We start from the raw sequence: 13,792 nt of genomic DNA on the forward strand, positions 1-13,792 counted from the left end.
CGCACCTCGTGAAACGACTCTGATGCCATGAAAAGCCTGCAACGGCAAAACGGATTCGATTGCGCCAAGCAGGACATGAAAGCCGGTCATCATCGCCTGAAAGCGAGAGATGGTTCACTTACGCCTCGAAGGCGGTCGGCTATCTCGCATGGCTCCGAACGGCAGGAGCACCCATGTTAGCCAAAAGACTTCACATCCAGCTTATGAAGTGGATGCCCAACAACTATTCCGAAGCACGCGGTCACGTCCACGAGCTGGAATGGTATCTGTGGTTCGAGGGGCGTCAGGCTTTCAGCCTGTTCGACAAGGGCGATAGCGATGTCGTTCCGCAGACTGGATATTTTACCGACAGCCGGGACCCTGGCGCTCACCCCATTCGTCCGATGATCTATCCGCTGGTAGTCAACAACCGGTTCAAGGTGCGACTGGTGGCGATGGAGCGTGACGGACCGCAAAAGATAGACCCCGACGACACCGCCAAAGGCGAATTCTACATCGACCTCGACACCAAATATCCGCCGGTCTCCGACTGGCGCATCATCCCTGCCGATCCGCGCAGTACCGACCTCAACGTGGAAGCGTCGTTCCAGCTGCAATGGCTGGACTATGTCGATACCGCCGAGATTGCCGAGGATGGCCCGCCACGCATCATCGACAAGTCCAACTATCCCTATCCGTGGGGCGCCAATGTGATGGTGTTCGAGCACTGGCTCGGGCTTGGCCGCAAGGCGCCGCTCAAACTCATCGACCCGAACCGCGCATCGCGCCGCGAATACTAGATGATCAATGGCAATGCGGCCCGGCGCATGGTGCAGGACCTCTATCGCTTCAACGTCAACCAGCTTGGCGTCGCCAACGACACCATCAGCAGTGTTTACGTGCCGAAGCTCAATGCCGGCCACGTCACGGTGACGCTTTACGAACACGATTTCAGCGACGGCCGCTTCGCGCAAGGGGCGAAGAAGTCCTTCGGCTCGGTCGGCCTCTTCAATCTCAGGGATACCGGTTTTGATGACCGCGTCTCATCGGCCGAGGTGATCCATACCTATCCCAAGGTGATCCATCGGGACGTGCATTAGGGCCGGATTGCGCTGTTCGCCGGCTCAGGATGGGCCATCGACATGGGTGATGCGCCAGATGGTGCCGTTGCCATCCTCGGTTACGATAAGCGCGCCGTCCTTGGCCACCGCGACGCCGACCGGCCGGCCCCAGACGGCGTCGTCGGAGAGGACGAAGCCGGTGATGAAATCCTGGTACTCGCCGGTCGGCTTGCCGTCGCTGAATCTCAGCCGCACCACCTTGTAGCCGGTCCTCATACCACGGTTCCAGGAGCCGTGCAGGGCGACGAAGGCGTCACCCTTGTACTCTGCCGGGAAATTGCCGCCGTCATAGAAGGCGATGTTGAGCGGCGCCGAATGCGCCTGCATCAGCACGTCGGGCACGGTGACCGAGCCGGCGAGGTCTGGGCGCGCGCCCTCGTGACGCGGGTCCTCGTTGGCGCCGATATAATACCAGGGCCAGCCATAGAAGGCGCCGTCCTTGACTGAGGTGGCATATTCGAACGGCACATCGTCGCCGAGACCGTCGCGCTCGTTGACGACACACCACAGCGCGCCGGTGGCCGGCTGCACGGTCATGCCCGAGCAATTGCGCAGGCCGGTAGCGAGGATGCGGCCATTCTTGCCGTCGGGGCCGAAGGCCAGCACGTCGGCACGGCCATCCTCGGAACCCCAGGTGGCGCCGAGTGGCTGTGATTTTGCCCAGGCGTCAAGGCCGCCCTTCGGTGCCTTCTGCATGCCCTCCGCGACGTTCGATCCGGAGCCGACCGAGAGATACAGCGTCTTCCCGTCCGGCGAGAAGGCGATATCGCGGGTCCAGTGGCCGCCGGTAGGGATGTCGGAGACAATCGTCTCCGGTTCGCCGGACGCTTTAAGGTCGCCGTCGCGATAGGCGTAGCGGACCACGCTGTCGTTGTTGGCGACGTAGACCCATTGCGGCTTGTCGCCAGGCGGGTAGAAGGCGATGCCATAGGGCTGGTTGAGATTGTCGGCAAAAATGCCCTCTTCGGCCGGCTTCGCGCTACCTTTGGCCAGCCGATAGATGCGGATCTGGTTGGCGTCGCTGTCGGCGACGAACAGGTCGCCGTTCGGCGCCACGCGCACGACCCGCGGATTGGAAATGCCGGAAGCAACCAGTTCGGCCGAAAACCCAGGCGGCAGGACGGGCTTCGCGCCCTCGGGCCGATCGCCGAGGCCGGCGCTGTTGGAGGCGGATCCGGTGATGTTGGGTCTTTTCAGATCATCCGGCCTAATCAGCCGGCGCACACCTGGCTTGTCGGCCTTCCAGTCGCCGAAAGCGTCCTTGCCGGTCAGCAGCAGTTGATCAGCCTGCTGGGCGAAGGCGCTGGTGGCCAGAAGCAGGGCAAGGCCTGCGAAGCCGGCAATCCGGATCATGCTGTTCTCCTCGAACTCGCGCCGTCGGCGCGTCACGACAAGGGAGATATTGTGCGGCCGCCGCAAAAGAGAAGCGTGCGCGCGCGCAGATTCGACGAGAGAACCGCTCAACTTTCCTCTTCGACGTCGAGATCGTCGTCGAGACGCTTTTCCAATGCGACGAGATCTTCCGGCAGCGGCAAGCCCATGGCGCGCATTTCGCGCAGTTTTTCGCGCAGCTGCTCCTGGATTTCGTGCTCGTCCTCCGGCTGGTTGACCATTTCTTCGAGCAGCATGCTGATCTGGGCCTTGAACGATTCAAGCGCCATTCTGCGCCCTCCTTTACGGTGATCCCGGCTTCGGAATTATCTTAACATCCGGGTAATCAATTGCGCAGTGTAGTCGACCATAGGCACGATGCGGGCATAATTCAGCCTGGTCGGGCCGATGACGCCGAGCGCGCCGACGACGCGGGCGTCCTTGTCGCGGTAAGGCGCCACGACCAGCGACGAGCCGGAGAGCGAGAACAGCTTGTTTTCCGAGCCGATGAAGATCCGCACGCCGGGGCCGTCCTCTGCGAGGTCGAGCAGCTGGATCAGCCCGTCCTGCGTCTCCAGATCCTCGAACAGGTGCCGCAGCAATTCGATATCGGCCTGGGCGGTGACGTTTTCGAGCAAATTGGCGCGGCCGCGCACGATAAGGCGCGCCGGCAGGCCGCTATCGGCGCCGGCCCACACCGCCAGGCCTTTCTCGACCAGATCCTGCGACAGCGTGTCCAGCGCTGCCCTGGTCTCGTCCTTGATGCGGGCGATCTCGATGCGCGCCTCGGCGAGCGTGCGGCCCCTGATATGGGCGTTGAGGAAGTTGGAGGCCTCGTGCAGCTGCGAGACGGTGATGCCGGCCGGCAGGTCGACGACGCGGTTCTCGACATCGCCATTCTGCGACACCATCACCGCCAGCGCCTTGGTCGGCTCGAGTTGGATGAACTCGATGTGCTTCAGCGCCACCTCGTTCTTGGTGGCGAGCACCAGGCCGGCGCCGCGCGACATGCCCGACAGCATCTGGCTGGCCTCGGTCAGCATGTGTTCCAGCGTCGCGCCCGAGCCGGAGGCGCGCACCTGCGCCTCGATGACCCGGCGTTCCTCGTCGGAGAGATCGCCAAGCTCCATGAAGGCATCGACGAAGAAGCGCAGGCCGGTCTGGGTCGGCAGGCGCCCGGCCGAGATATGCGGGGCATAGATCAGGCCGAGATGTTCGAGGTCGCTCATCACATTGCGGATGGTGGCCGGCGACAGCGACGACGGCAGGATGCGCGACAGGCTGCGCGATCCCACAGGCTCACCGTCCTTCAGATAGGATTCGACGATGCGCCTAAAAATGTCGCGCGAACGCATGTCGAGCGATTGCAGCGCGGGCGCCAGCAGACTGGGTTCGGTGACTGCCTTGGTCATTCGAGCCAAAAACCTCCGGCTCAAGGATATAGACTTCCATCGCCCCCGCGCAACCCGGCGTCTGTGCCAGATCGCCCGGCCTTTTCCTTTGCGCCATGGGCTGCATGCGTCTACAAGCCGCCGACGCAACCGTAAAAGAACAGAAAGAGGCCTCGATGCGCCCTTCTAAACGCCAAGCCGACGAAATGCGCGCCATCTCCTTCGAGCGCGGCGTCTCCAAACACGCGGAAGGCTCGTGCCTGGTGAAATTCGGCGACACGCATGTGTTGTGCACGGCGAGCCTGGAGGAAAAGGTGCCGGGCTGGATGCGCAATTCCGGCAAGGGCTGGGTGACGGCCGAATACGGCATGCTGCCGCGTTCGACCGGCGAGCGCATGCGCCGTGAAGCCTCGGCCGGCAAGCAAGGCGGCCGCACGCTCGAAATCCAGCGGCTGATCGGCCGCTCCTTGCGCGCCGTTGTCGACCTGCAGGCACTGGGCGAACAGCAGATCACCGTCGACTGCGACGTCATCCAGGCCGATGGCGGCACCCGCACGGCCTCGATCACCGGCGGCTGGGTGGCGCTCTACGATTGCCTGCGCTGGATGGAAGCGCGGCAGATGGCCAGTGTTGCCAAGGTGCTGAAGGACCATGTCGCGGCAATTTCCTGCGGCATCCACGACGCCAAGCCGGTCATCGACCTCGACTATATCGAGGATTCGTCTGCCGGCACCGACGCCAATTTCGTCATGACCGGCAAGGGCGGCATCGTCGAGATCCAGGGCACCGCCGAGGGCGAGCCGTTCTCGGAAGGTCAGTTCGCGGAGCTGATGGGGTTGGCCAAGAAGGGCATTCAGCGGCTGGTGAGCTTGCAGCAGATGGCTGTGGCCTGATTGAATTTAACGTGATGACGTCGGCGATCCTTCACACCCCCCTCTGGCCTGCCGGCCATCTCCCCCGCAAGGGGGGAGATCAGAGGTCGCTACCGTTTTCGCCAACCATCAACGTTGAGACGCCGCCAGCGGAACTGCCAATCTCCCCCCTTGCGGGGGGGATGCCCGGCAGGGCAGAGGGGGGTGCCTGATGCAACCCTCCGCTATTCTTGAGTCAGCGCTTTACGTCACGGATCTCGCCGCTGCCGAAGCCTTCTACTCCAACGTCCTCGGCCTCCCTCTCCTCGGCAAGGTCGACGGCCGCCATCTCTTCTTCCGCTGCGGCCCGGGCGTGCTGCTCATCTTCAACGCCGAAGCCACCAAAATCCCGCCGGCGCCCGATGCGCGGCTGAAAGTGCCGCCGCATGGCACGGTCGGCGAGGGCCATCTCTGCTTTGCCGCAAGTGAGGATGAACTCGCACAGTGGAAGGCGCAACTTGAGGCGAAAAACATCGCCATCGAAAGCGAATTCGAATGGCCGCAGGGCGGGCGCTCGATCTACATACGCGACCCCTCGGGCAATTCGATCGAATTCGCCGAGCCAAGGATCTGGGGCCTTTGATGCATTCTCTCGATGGAAAGAAGATCGTCGTTGCCAGCCACAATGAAGGCAAGCTGCGCGAATTCGCCGATTTGATGGGTCCGTTCGGCTTCGAGGCGAAGTCGGCCAAGGACTACGGCTTGCCGGAACCGGAGGAGACCGGCACCACCTTCGAGGAAAACGCCTACATCAAGGCCTTCGCCGCGGCTAAGGCGACCGGCCTGCCGGCGCTGTCGGACGATTCGGGCCTGTGCGTCGACGCGCTCGACGGCGCCCCCGGCGTCTACACCGCCAATTGGGCCGAAGCTCCCGATGGCAGCCGCGACTTCGGGATGGCCATGCAGCGCACCGAAGTGGCCTTGCAGGAGGTCGGCGCCGCCAAGCCAGCGCAGCGCAAGGGGCGGTTCGTCGCCGTCATCTGCCTGGCCTTCCCCAATGGCGAGGCTGAATATTATCGCGGCGAAGCTGAGGGAACGCTGGTGTGGCCGCCGCGCGGCGAACTGGGCTTCGGCTACGACCCGGTGTTTTTGCCCGACGGTTTCGACAAGACGTTCGGCGAGATGAGCGCTGAGGAAAAACACGGCTGGAAGCCCGGTCAGCCGACGGCGCTGTCGCACCGCGCCCGCGCCTTCCAGAAATTCGCCCGCGCCAGGTTAGGCTCAGCTTAATGTCGCTGGACCGCAGCCCGGGCTTCGGGGTCTACATCCATTGGCCGTTCTGCGCCGCCAAATGCCCGTATTGCGACTTCAACAGCCATGTCCGTCACCAGCCGGTCGACCAGGAGCGCTTTGCCCGCGCCTTCGAGAACGAGCTGAAGACCATGAGCGAGCGGACCGGGCCGCGCGAAGTGACCAGTATCTTTCTCGGCGGCGGCACACCGTCGCTGATGCAGCCGCAGACGGTGGGGGCGGTGCTGGACGCCGTGGCGAAGAACTGGACGGTGCCCGACGGCATCGAGGTGACGCTGGAAGCCAATCCGTCCTCGGTCGAGGCCGAGCGATTTCGCGGCTACCGCGCCGCCGGCGTCAACCGTGTGTCGCTCGGCGTGCAGGCGCTGAACGACAAGGATCTGCGCTTCCTCGGCCGGCTGCACAATGTCGACGAGGCGCTGCATGCAATTGGCCTGGCACGGGACATATTCCCAAGACTTTCCTTCGACCTGATCTACGCCCGCCCCGGCCAGACGCTGGATGACTGGCAGGCGGAGCTCGAACAGGCGATCGGCCATGCCGCCGACCATCTGTCGCTCTACCAGCTGACCATCGAGGAAGGCACGCCGTTCCATGCCCTTCATGCGGCGAACAAATTCATCATCCCCGATAATGACCGGGCCGCCGATCTCTATGCGCTGACGCAGGAGATCACCGCAGCGCATGGCCTGCCGGCCTATGAGATTTCCAACCACGCCAGGCCGGGCGCCGAGAGCCGGCACAATCTGACCTATTGGCGCTATGGCGAATATGTCGGCGTCGGACCGGGCGCGCATGGCCGCTTTATCGAGAACGGCCACCGCACCGTGACGATCGCCGAGCGGATGCCGGAGACCTGGGCCAATCTGGTGGAGGCCAGGGGCCATGGCGTCACCGGCGGCGAGATCCTGACGCGCTCCGAAGAGGCCGACGAGTTCCTGCTGATGGGGCTGAGGTTGGCCGAAGGCATCGACCTTTTCCGCTACGAGGCGTTTTCCGGGCGCGGCCTGTCGAGCGCCCGGCTGACCGTGCTGCAGGATGAGGGGCTGGTGGCGCCGATCGGCAATGCCAGGCTACGCGCCACGCCAGCCGGCATGATCGTGCTCGATGCCGTGGTGGCGGATTTGGCGCGGTGAGCCCACAGGGCAAATGGCCGGGCTGTTGGACGATTTATCGGCTTGAGCAAGGATGTTAGAAAGTCGACTTGTTGAACCGCTGGCGTGCCAGCGCCGCATCCGAGGTGACTCCTGCGATGACGTTCCTGATCCACGAGACCTTGATGACATTGAACACGGATGATGTGTTCGAGTTTGGATTGACCGAAATCTTGAGATCTCCAGAGCAAGACGACCTCTTTGAGGCTCAGGCGATTTTCATCAGGAACGCAACGGTCACATCGAAACTAAAATTGACCCACTTGAGCGAATTCAGCGTTGTCCTCAGTTTCATAACATATATTGGAAATAAGCTTCGCGGAATCGCCAAGGATGAGTTGCTCGAGTTTGATCTGAATGGACTCACATTTGATCAGTACATCCCTCTCAGCAAAAATCTGCGTAAGATCTGGGATGAGTAGTCGGTGAAGAACGTCCTGTTCGTCTGCAGCCAGAACCGCTTGCGCAGCCCGACCGCCGAGCAGGTGTTCTCCAAACGTAGGGATATCGAGGTCGAGTCGGCCGGCACCAATCACGATGCAGACACGCCGCTGACGCATGAACTGGTCGCCTGGGCCGACATCGTCTTCGTGATGGAAAAAGCGCACCGCACCAAGCTGCAGAAGAATTCAAGGAGAGCCTGAAGAAGGCCCGCGTCATCTGCCTCGACATCCCGGATGACTACGGATCCATGGATCCGGAGTTGATCGACCTTCTGAAGGCACGGGCTTCGCGATATCTCGATTGAACTATGGGGGCTTCGCAACCACGCGTTCGTCATCCTCGAGTCTGCGCCGCGTCGCTTCGCTCCTTGCTCGCCCGTGATGACGAAGTGAGGGTGGTCCTCGCCAATCGCGAAGGTCAAGCGTCGTGCTTGAAGCGGCGCTTGCCGCGGTGTTTCTCGGCATGCGCCTCTCCGGTCCGGGCCGGCTTGGCGTCGCTCTTGTCCCGGCGGACGCTGTTCTGGTCGTTCATCGGATGCGGCGGCGCGCCTTCGCGGGCGCTCTTCGTTTCAAGACGGGTGATGAAGATATCGAAACGATTGGGCATCGTACGGTCAGTGCTCCGTCGTGCTGTCCGGTTTGTTGTCCGAAAGCCTGACATTCGTCGGCAAGGCGGTGGCCGTCCGACTGGCCAGGCCGGTGTCGCTTTCGGCGAGCGCACGCTTGCCCTTTCGCGCAGTGAAGCGCTTGCGCTCGGCATAATAGGGCTCGAAAACGTCCTGCAATTCCAGGCTGTCCATCCTGTCCTCCTCCTCAAGAGACTCAGGTATTCAATCCGCCAGCCACGCTTTCGTTCCCCACTGTGGCAAAGACATGGCCGCCGGGTTACATCGGCGTCAGGTTTGGCCCGACGTTCGGGAGTTTTGCAACCCGGCGCGCGCCATGCCAAACAGGGCGAAATGGAGAGACCCGGTGACCGGCGAGAAACGCAGCTATGTGATCGGGCAGACCGAGGTCGCAGTCCGGCCGCTGGCGCCGGCGCTGTATCTGGTGGCGACGCCGATCGGCAACCTCTCCGACATCACGCTGCGCGCCTTGGAAACGCTGGCTGCCGCCGACATAGTCGCCTGCGAGGACACCCGCGTCTCACGCGTGCTGCTCGACCGCTACGGCATCCGCAGGCGCACAACCGCCTATCACGAACACAATGCCGGCGAGGCGGGACCGAAGCTGATCGCAGCACTCGAGGCCGGGCAGAGCGTGGCGCTGATTTCGGATGCCGGCACGCCGCTGATCTCCGACCCAGGCTACCGGCTGGTCGGCGAAGCGCTGGAGCACGGCCTGCGCGTGGTGCCGATCCCCGGCCCATCGGCGCCGCTGGCGGCGCTGACTGCGTCGGGCCTGCCGTCCGACGCCTTCCTGTTTGCGGGGTTTTTGCCGGTGAAATCTGGGCAGCGGCTGACCAGGCTGGAGACCTTCAAGACGGTGCCGGCAACGCTGATCTTCTTCGAGTCGCCACGCCGGCTGGCCGATACGCTGCTTGCGATGGTCGAGGCGCTGGGTGGTGGGCGCAAGGCCGCCATCGGCCGCGAGCTGACCAAGACTTTTGAAGAGATGCGGACGGGAACGCTGCAGGCGCTGGCCGACCACTATGCGGCGGCTGACACGCCGAAGGGCGAGATCGTCATCTGCGTCGGGCCCGCCGAGATCAAGGCCGACCAACCCGCCGACATCGACAGGCTGCTGCTGTCGCTGGCCGCCGAAATGCCGGCGTCCAAGGCGGCGGCGGAAGCGGCGAAGATGACAGGCGGGCAGAAGCAGTCGCTCTACCGCCGGCTGCTGGAACTCAGGGATGCGGTTGGAGAAGGCGAAGGTGGCTGAGCGCCCGGCCGCCAGCCGCCAAAAAGCCTATCGGCGCGGCCATCGCGGCGAGTGGCTGGCGGCGGCGGCGCTGATGCTGAAAGGTTATCGCATCCTCGCCCGCCGGCATCGCACCCGCTTCGGCGAGATCGACCTGATCGCCAGGCGCGGCGACCTGGTGCTGTTCGTCGAGGTCAAGGCGCGGCGCACGCTGATGGAAGCGATGGAGGCGATTGGCCACGAATCGGAGCGCCGCATCGAGGGCGCGGCCGACATCTGGCTGTCGCGCCAACCGGATTATGGCAGAATGTCGATGCGCTTCGACATGATCGCGGTGCTGCCCTGGCGCTGGCCTGTGCATGTCGAGAACGCGTTTTATGGGAGGAGTTAGCGGCCTTTACCCTCCCCCTTGTGGGGAGGGTCGGTGAGCAAGCGACGCGTCGTTGGCGAAACGGGGCGGGGGTGTGGCGCCGACCCCCACCCCGATCCGCTTTGCGGATCGACTGACCGGGGCGAGCCGCCTGTCTCGCCCGTCCTTCGGACCCCCACAAGGGGGAGGGTAAAGCTCACCCCCAGATCATCAGCGCCACCAACCCCACAGTGCCCACCACCAGGCGCCACCAGCCGAAGAGCGAGTAGCCGTTGCGCGAGACGTAATCGAGCAGGAAGCGCACGACGATCAGCGCGGTAACGAAGGCGGCGACGAAGCCGATGGCGATGATCGGCAGATCGGCGCTGCTCAGCACGTTGCGGTTCTTGAACAGATCGAAGGCGAAGGCGCCGACCATGGTCGGTATGGCGAGGAAGAAGGAGAATTCCGCCGCCGCGCGCTTGTCGACGCCCAGCAGCAGCGCGCCGACGATGGTCGAACCGGAGCGCGACGTCCCGGGGATCAGCGACAGGCACTGGAACAGGCCGATTTGCAAATAAAGCCTTGTCGGGAAGCGCTCGACGTCGCGGTAGACCGGCTGCAGCTTCATGCGGTCGACGACCAGCAGCACGACGCCGCCGATGATCAGCATGATGCAGATCAGCCTTGGCGATTCGAACAGCACCGTCTTGATGAAATCATGCGCCAGCGCGCCGATGATGGCGGCCGGCAGGAAGGCAATCAGGATGCCGATGACGAAATGCCGCGTCAGCCGATCATGCGGCAGGTCGAGCAGCATCTGCCACAGACGGCGGAAATAGACGCTGAGGATCGCCAGGATGGCGCCGAGCTGGATCAGGATCTCGAACGCCTTGCCGGTGGAATGGAAGCCGATGAAATGGCCGGCGAGCAGGATATGGCCGGTCGAGGAGACCGGGATGAACTCGGTCAGCCCCTCCAGCAGGCCGAGCAGCAGGGCTTCGACGATGGTGTGGCTATCCATGGCAACCTCGGCATTCAAGGGACGGAAGGAAACGGCTGGCAAAAGGGCTTGCTTGTCACGGCGCGGAAGTCCCCCTATAGGTCGCAGCACCGTGACGGCCGCATGACGGGCCGCCAAGACTTACCGGTGCGGACGGCGATTCGCCAGTGCGCCTTAATATCGCGGAATCATGCTGACGCTTTTCCATCACCCGATGTTCGCCACCTGCCGCTTCGTGCGCCTCGCCTTCGGCGAATATGGCGAGGAGCTGGCGCTGATCGAGGAAAAACCGTGGACGCGGCGCAAGGAGTTTTTGGCGCTGAACCCCGCCGGCACCTTGCCTATCCTGCTGGCCGAAGGCGACGTGCCGATCGTCGGCGCCATGGTGATCGCTGAATATCTCGACGAAACACGTGGTGTCCTGAAGCGCGACAAGCGCCTGTTTGCGGAAGACCCGATGCAGCGCGCCGAAATCCGCCGCCTGACCGACTGGTATCTCAACAAGGCCGAGAGCGAAGTGACCCGGCATCTGGTGCGCGAGCGCGTGCTGAAGCCGGTGATGCCGGAAACGGCGGGCGGCGGTTCCCCCGATTCGGCGGCGATCCGCGCGGCGCGCGCCAACATTCGCCAGCACATGAAGTACACCAACTGGCTGGCCGGCACCCGTCATTGGCTGGCCGGCAGCAAGGTCACCTATGCCGACCTGGCGGCAGCGGCGACGCTGTCGGTGCTGGATTATCTCGGCGAGATCGATTGGCGCGAGCATGCCGCGGCGCGCGAATGGTACACGCGGGTGAAATCGCGGCCGTCGTTCCGGCCGCTGCTCTCCGACCGGGTTCGCGGCCTGTCGCCGGTTTCGCATTATGCGGACCTCGACTTCTAGAAGCCAAACCCTGCGCGCGCTGATCGACGCCGAGGCGCGGCGCGCCGGCTTCGATGCGGTTGCCGTCACCACGCCTGACGCGATCCCGCTGGCGCCGGCCAGATTGGCAGAATTCGTCGCCGATGGTTTTCACGGTTCGATGGCTTGGATTGCGGAGACGCTCCAACGCCGCAGCGAGCCTTCGACGCTGTGGCCCGAGGTGCGCTCGATCATCGTGCTGGCAATGAATTACGGCCCCGACCACGATCCGCGTGCGCTGCAGGCAAGGCGCGATCGCGGCGCGATCTCGGTCTATGCGCAAAACCGCGACTATCACGAAGTGATGAAGGGCCGGCTGAAGGAGATCGCCGGCAAGATCGTCGCGCGGGCCGGCGGCGACGTGAAGGTTTTCGTCGATACGGCCCCGGTTATGGAAAAGCCGCTGGCTGAGGCCGCCGGGCTCGGCTGGCAAGGCAAGCACACCAATCTGGTCAGCCGCGAGCACGGCTCCTGGCTGTTTCTCGGCACCATCTTCACCACGGCGGAGCTCACGCCAGATGCGACCGAGGTAGACCATTGCGGTTCCTGCCGCGCCTGCCTCGACGCCTGCCCGACCGATGCCTTTCCGGCGCCCTACCGGCTCGATGCCAGGCGCTGCATCTCCTACCTGACCATCGAGAACAAGGGGCCGATCCCGCAAGAATTCCGCGAAAAGATCGGCAACCGCATCTATGGCTGCGACGATTGCCTTGCCGCCTGCCCGTGGAACAAGTTTGCCCGCGCCGCTTCGGAAGCCAAGCTTGCTGCCCGCGACGAACTGCGCGAGCCGCCGCTGGGCGAGCTGTTGCAGCTAGACGACACGGCGTTCCGGACCTTTTTCTCCGGCTCGCCGATCAAGCGCATCGGCCGCGACCGCTTTGTCCGCAATGTGCTGGTTGCCGCCGGCAATTCCGGCGATGTTTCGCTGGCCGGCCCGGTGCGCGATCTGCTTGGCGATGCCTCGCCGCTGGTGCGCGGCGCGGCGATCTGGGCGCTGTCGCGGCTGGTGCCGGCCGCCGAATTCAACAGGCAGGCGGCGATCTACTCGAACACTGAAACCGACACGACAGTGCGGGGCGAATGGCTGTCCGTATTGCCAATTGAGGCGCACGCATGAGCGAAAAACAGGTTTTTATCTTCGGCGCCGGCTATTCGGGCAAAGCCTTTGCACGGGCAAATGCGGAGGCGATTACGATCTTCGGCACCACGCGCTCGGCCGAGAAATTCGAGGCATTGCGTCAGGCCGGCATCGCGCCGCTGCTGTTTCACGGCGCCCTGACACCTGAAATCGGCGAAACGCTGGAGACCACCACCCATCTTGTCATCTCCGTAGCCCCGGAGGAGGCCGGCGACCCTGTGCTTCTCGCCGCGCGCAAGGCGATCGAGGCGATGCCGGCGCTTCGCTGGATCGGCTATCTCTCGACCGTCGGCGTCTATGGCAATTATGACGGTGCCTGGGTCGATGAAACGGCCGAATGCCGGCCGGTGTCGAAACGCTCGTCGATGCGAGTGGCGGCCGAGCGGGGCTGGCTGCAGCTTGGACTCGAGACCGGCAAGCCGGTGGCCATCCTGCGGCTTTCCGGCATTTACGGGCCGGGTCGCAACGCGCTGGTCAATCTGGAAAACGGCACGGCCAGGCGGCTGGTCAAGCCCGACCAGGTGTTCAACCGCATCCATTGCGACGACATCGCCGGCGCGCTCTGGCACCTCATCGGTGGCAATAGAGGCGGCATTTTCAACATCACCGATGACGAGCCGGCGCCGCCGCAGGATGTCGTCACCTATGCCGCTTCGCTGATGGGCGTCGAGCCGCCGCCGGAGATTCCTTTCGAGACCGCCCAACTTTCGCCCATGGCGCGGTCCTTCTATGGCGAGAACAAGCGCGTCGCCAACGCCGCGATCAAGGCAGCGGGCTACCGGTTCCGCTATCCGGACTACCGCCAGGCGTTCGATCGGATGTGGGCCGACGGCAGCTGGCGCGACGGCGAGCCGCGCAGCCCGATGAAGGTAGATAATCGAAACGCGAGCCCGAGGGTGATATGATTCGATTGTGTTGCG

18 protein-coding genes and 1 pseudogene are annotated in these 13,792 nt (G+C 63.8%); 13 read left to right on the top strand and 6 right to left on the bottom strand.

The window, feature by feature from the left end; genetic code table 11:
• The first annotated feature begins 173 nt into the window (after positions 1-173).
• Both NKK50_RS19020 and NKK50_RS19025 read left to right on the top strand, forming a co-directional pair.
• On the top strand, positions 174-779 hold the full coding sequence (locus NKK50_RS19020; protein WP_352543756.1) for a hypothetical protein: 606 nt from the start codon (positions 174-176) through the stop codon (positions 777-779).
• Positions 780-1,079: a hypothetical protein gene (locus tag NKK50_RS19025; protein WP_352543757.1), complete on the top strand. Its 300-nt coding sequence runs from the start codon at positions 780-782 to the stop codon at positions 1,077-1,079. It abuts the gene before it with no gap.
• 24 nt (positions 1,080-1,103) lie between these two features.
• Here the strand turns inward: NKK50_RS19025 and NKK50_RS19030 are convergent, their stop codons facing one another.
• From NKK50_RS19030 to hrcA, 3 genes are all read right to left on the bottom strand, one after another.
• A complete protein-coding gene (locus NKK50_RS19030; RefSeq protein WP_352543758.1) occupies positions 1,104-2,453 on the bottom strand; it encodes a PQQ-dependent sugar dehydrogenase in 1,350 nt (449 codons plus the stop codon).
• Positions 2,454-2,560: 107 nt separating this feature from the next.
• Positions 2,561-2,761 (bottom strand): hypothetical protein, encoded by a 201-nt coding sequence (locus tag NKK50_RS19035; RefSeq protein ID WP_023672050.1) that lies wholly within the window; start codon positions 2,759-2,761, stop codon positions 2,561-2,563.
• Between the two features lie 36 nt (positions 2,762-2,797).
• Positions 2,798-3,883, bottom strand: a complete 1,086-nt coding sequence (gene hrcA / locus NKK50_RS19040) for a heat-inducible transcriptional repressor HrcA (RefSeq protein WP_023681233.1) — start codon at positions 3,881-3,883, stop codon at positions 2,798-2,800.
• A 155-nt stretch (positions 3,884-4,038) separates the two neighbouring features.
• Between hrcA and rph the strand changes: the two genes are divergently transcribed.
• The 6 genes and pseudogenes from rph (at position 4,039) to NKK50_RS19070 (ending at position 7,926) form a co-directional block, all read left to right on the top strand.
• The gene (gene rph / locus NKK50_RS19045) at positions 4,039-4,755 is read left to right on the top strand and encodes a ribonuclease PH (protein WP_023726746.1); all 717 of its coding nucleotides are present in this window, start codon (positions 4,039-4,041) and stop codon (positions 4,753-4,755) included.
• 190 nt (positions 4,756-4,945) lie between these two features.
• A complete protein-coding gene (locus tag NKK50_RS19050) occupies positions 4,946-5,356 on the top strand; it encodes a VOC family protein (RefSeq protein ID WP_023692947.1) in 411 nt (136 codons plus the stop codon).
• Positions 5,356-6,003 carry an RdgB/HAM1 family non-canonical purine NTP pyrophosphatase gene (gene rdgB, locus NKK50_RS19055; RefSeq protein WP_023692946.1) on the top strand — a complete coding sequence of 216 codons (648 nt, stop codon included), beginning with the start codon at positions 5,356-5,358 and terminating at the stop codon, positions 6,001-6,003. Before NKK50_RS19050 ends, rdgB begins: the two co-directional genes overlap by 1 nt.
• Positions 6,003-7,160, top strand: coding sequence for a radical SAM family heme chaperone HemW (hemW, locus tag NKK50_RS19060; RefSeq protein ID WP_352543759.1), 1,158 nt, complete (start codon positions 6,003-6,005; stop codon positions 7,158-7,160). The genes rdgB and hemW overlap by 1 nt, the downstream gene beginning before the upstream one ends.
• Before the next feature lie 71 nt (positions 7,161-7,231).
• Complete coding sequence (locus tag NKK50_RS19065) at positions 7,232-7,600, top strand: hypothetical protein (RefSeq protein ID WP_155923877.1); 369 nt, start codon at positions 7,232-7,234, stop codon at positions 7,598-7,600.
• A 3-nt stretch (positions 7,601-7,603) separates the two neighbouring features.
• Positions 7,604-7,926: pseudogene (locus NKK50_RS19070) on the top strand (low molecular weight protein tyrosine phosphatase family protein).
• A gap of 113 nt (positions 7,927-8,039) precedes the next feature.
• Here the strand turns inward: NKK50_RS19070 and NKK50_RS19075 are convergent.
• Together NKK50_RS19075 and NKK50_RS19080 are read right to left on the bottom strand one after the other, a co-directional pair.
• The gene (locus NKK50_RS19075) at positions 8,040-8,228 is read right to left on the bottom strand and encodes a hypothetical protein (RefSeq protein ID WP_023672058.1); all 189 of its coding nucleotides are present in this window, start codon (positions 8,226-8,228) and stop codon (positions 8,040-8,042) included.
• A 7-nt stretch (positions 8,229-8,235) separates the two neighbouring features.
• On the bottom strand, positions 8,236-8,421 hold the full coding sequence (locus tag NKK50_RS19080; RefSeq protein ID WP_023672059.1) for a hypothetical protein: 186 nt from the start codon (positions 8,419-8,421) through the stop codon (positions 8,236-8,238).
• Between the two features lie 172 nt (positions 8,422-8,593).
• Between NKK50_RS19080 and rsmI the strand changes: the two genes are divergently transcribed.
• Together rsmI and NKK50_RS19090 are read left to right on the top strand one after the other, a co-directional pair.
• Positions 8,594-9,502, top strand: a complete 909-nt coding sequence (gene rsmI / locus NKK50_RS19085; RefSeq protein ID WP_023745883.1) for a 16S rRNA (cytidine(1402)-2'-O)-methyltransferase — start codon at positions 8,594-8,596, stop codon at positions 9,500-9,502.
• Positions 9,495-9,872, top strand: coding sequence for a YraN family protein (locus NKK50_RS19090; RefSeq protein ID WP_352543760.1), 378 nt, complete (start codon positions 9,495-9,497; stop codon positions 9,870-9,872). Before rsmI ends, NKK50_RS19090 begins: the two co-directional genes overlap by 8 nt.
• 175 nt (positions 9,873-10,047) lie before the next feature.
• Here NKK50_RS19090 and NKK50_RS19095 read toward each other — a convergent pair whose 3' ends face one another.
• Positions 10,048-10,854, bottom strand: coding sequence for an undecaprenyl-diphosphate phosphatase (locus NKK50_RS19095; protein WP_352543761.1), 807 nt, complete (start codon positions 10,852-10,854; stop codon positions 10,048-10,050).
• Between the two features lie 169 nt (positions 10,855-11,023).
• Between NKK50_RS19095 and NKK50_RS19100 the strand changes: the two genes are divergently transcribed.
• From NKK50_RS19100 to NKK50_RS19110, 3 genes are read left to right on the top strand one after another with little or no spacing between them, the layout of a single operon-like run.
• A complete protein-coding gene (locus NKK50_RS19100) occupies positions 11,024-11,716 on the top strand; it encodes a glutathione S-transferase family protein (RefSeq protein ID WP_023672063.1) in 693 nt (230 codons plus the stop codon).
• Positions 11,697-12,851 carry a tRNA epoxyqueuosine(34) reductase QueG gene (queG, locus tag NKK50_RS19105; RefSeq protein ID WP_023710341.1) on the top strand — a complete coding sequence of 385 codons (1,155 nt, stop codon included), beginning with the start codon at positions 11,697-11,699 and terminating at the stop codon, positions 12,849-12,851. Before NKK50_RS19100 ends, queG begins: the two co-directional genes overlap by 20 nt.
• Complete coding sequence (locus NKK50_RS19110) at positions 12,848-13,777, top strand: SDR family oxidoreductase (protein ID WP_023710340.1); 930 nt, start codon at positions 12,848-12,850, stop codon at positions 13,775-13,777. Before queG ends, NKK50_RS19110 begins: the two co-directional genes overlap by 4 nt.
• Positions 13,778-13,792 lie beyond the last annotated feature (15 nt).

Origin of the sequence: Mesorhizobium sp. M0001 (genome assembly GCF_040324255.1) — a bacterium.
Taxonomy (GTDB): Bacteria; Pseudomonadota; Alphaproteobacteria; order Rhizobiales; family Rhizobiaceae; genus Mesorhizobium.

Coding starts and splice junctions, on each gene's coding strand:
- NKK50_RS19020 (WP_352543756.1), top strand. CDS start 174: ATGTTAGCCAAAAGACTTCACATCCAGCTTATGAAGTGGATGCCCAAC.
- NKK50_RS19025 (WP_352543757.1), top strand. CDS start 780: ATGATCAATGGCAATGCGGCCCGGCGCATGGTGCAGGACCTCTATCGC.
- NKK50_RS19030 (WP_352543758.1), bottom strand. CDS start 2,453: ATGATCCGGATTGCCGGCTTCGCAGGCCTTGCCCTGCTTCTGGCCACC.
- NKK50_RS19035 (WP_023672050.1), bottom strand. CDS start 2,761: ATGGCGCTTGAATCGTTCAAGGCCCAGATCAGCATGCTGCTCGAAGAA.
- hrcA (WP_023681233.1), bottom strand. CDS start 3,883: ATGACCAAGGCAGTCACCGAACCCAGTCTGCTGGCGCCCGCGCTGCAA.
- rph (WP_023726746.1), top strand. CDS start 4,039: ATGCGCCCTTCTAAACGCCAAGCCGACGAAATGCGCGCCATCTCCTTC.
- NKK50_RS19050 (WP_023692947.1), top strand. CDS start 4,946: ATGCAACCCTCCGCTATTCTTGAGTCAGCGCTTTACGTCACGGATCTC.
- rdgB (WP_023692946.1), top strand. CDS start 5,356: ATGCATTCTCTCGATGGAAAGAAGATCGTCGTTGCCAGCCACAATGAA.
- hemW (WP_352543759.1), top strand. CDS start 6,003: ATGTCGCTGGACCGCAGCCCGGGCTTCGGGGTCTACATCCATTGGCCG.
- NKK50_RS19075 (WP_023672058.1), bottom strand. CDS start 8,228: ATGCCCAATCGTTTCGATATCTTCATCACCCGTCTTGAAACGAAGAGC.
- NKK50_RS19080 (WP_023672059.1), bottom strand. CDS start 8,421: ATGGACAGCCTGGAATTGCAGGACGTTTTCGAGCCCTATTATGCCGAG.
- NKK50_RS19095 (WP_352543761.1), bottom strand. CDS start 10,854: ATGGATAGCCACACCATCGTCGAAGCCCTGCTGCTCGGCCTGCTGGAG.
- NKK50_RS19100 (WP_023672063.1), top strand. CDS start 11,024: ATGCTGACGCTTTTCCATCACCCGATGTTCGCCACCTGCCGCTTCGTG.
- queG (WP_023710341.1), top strand. CDS start 11,697: ATGCGGACCTCGACTTCTAGAAGCCAAACCCTGCGCGCGCTGATCGAC.
- NKK50_RS19110 (WP_023710340.1), top strand. CDS start 12,848: ATGAGCGAAAAACAGGTTTTTATCTTCGGCGCCGGCTATTCGGGCAAA.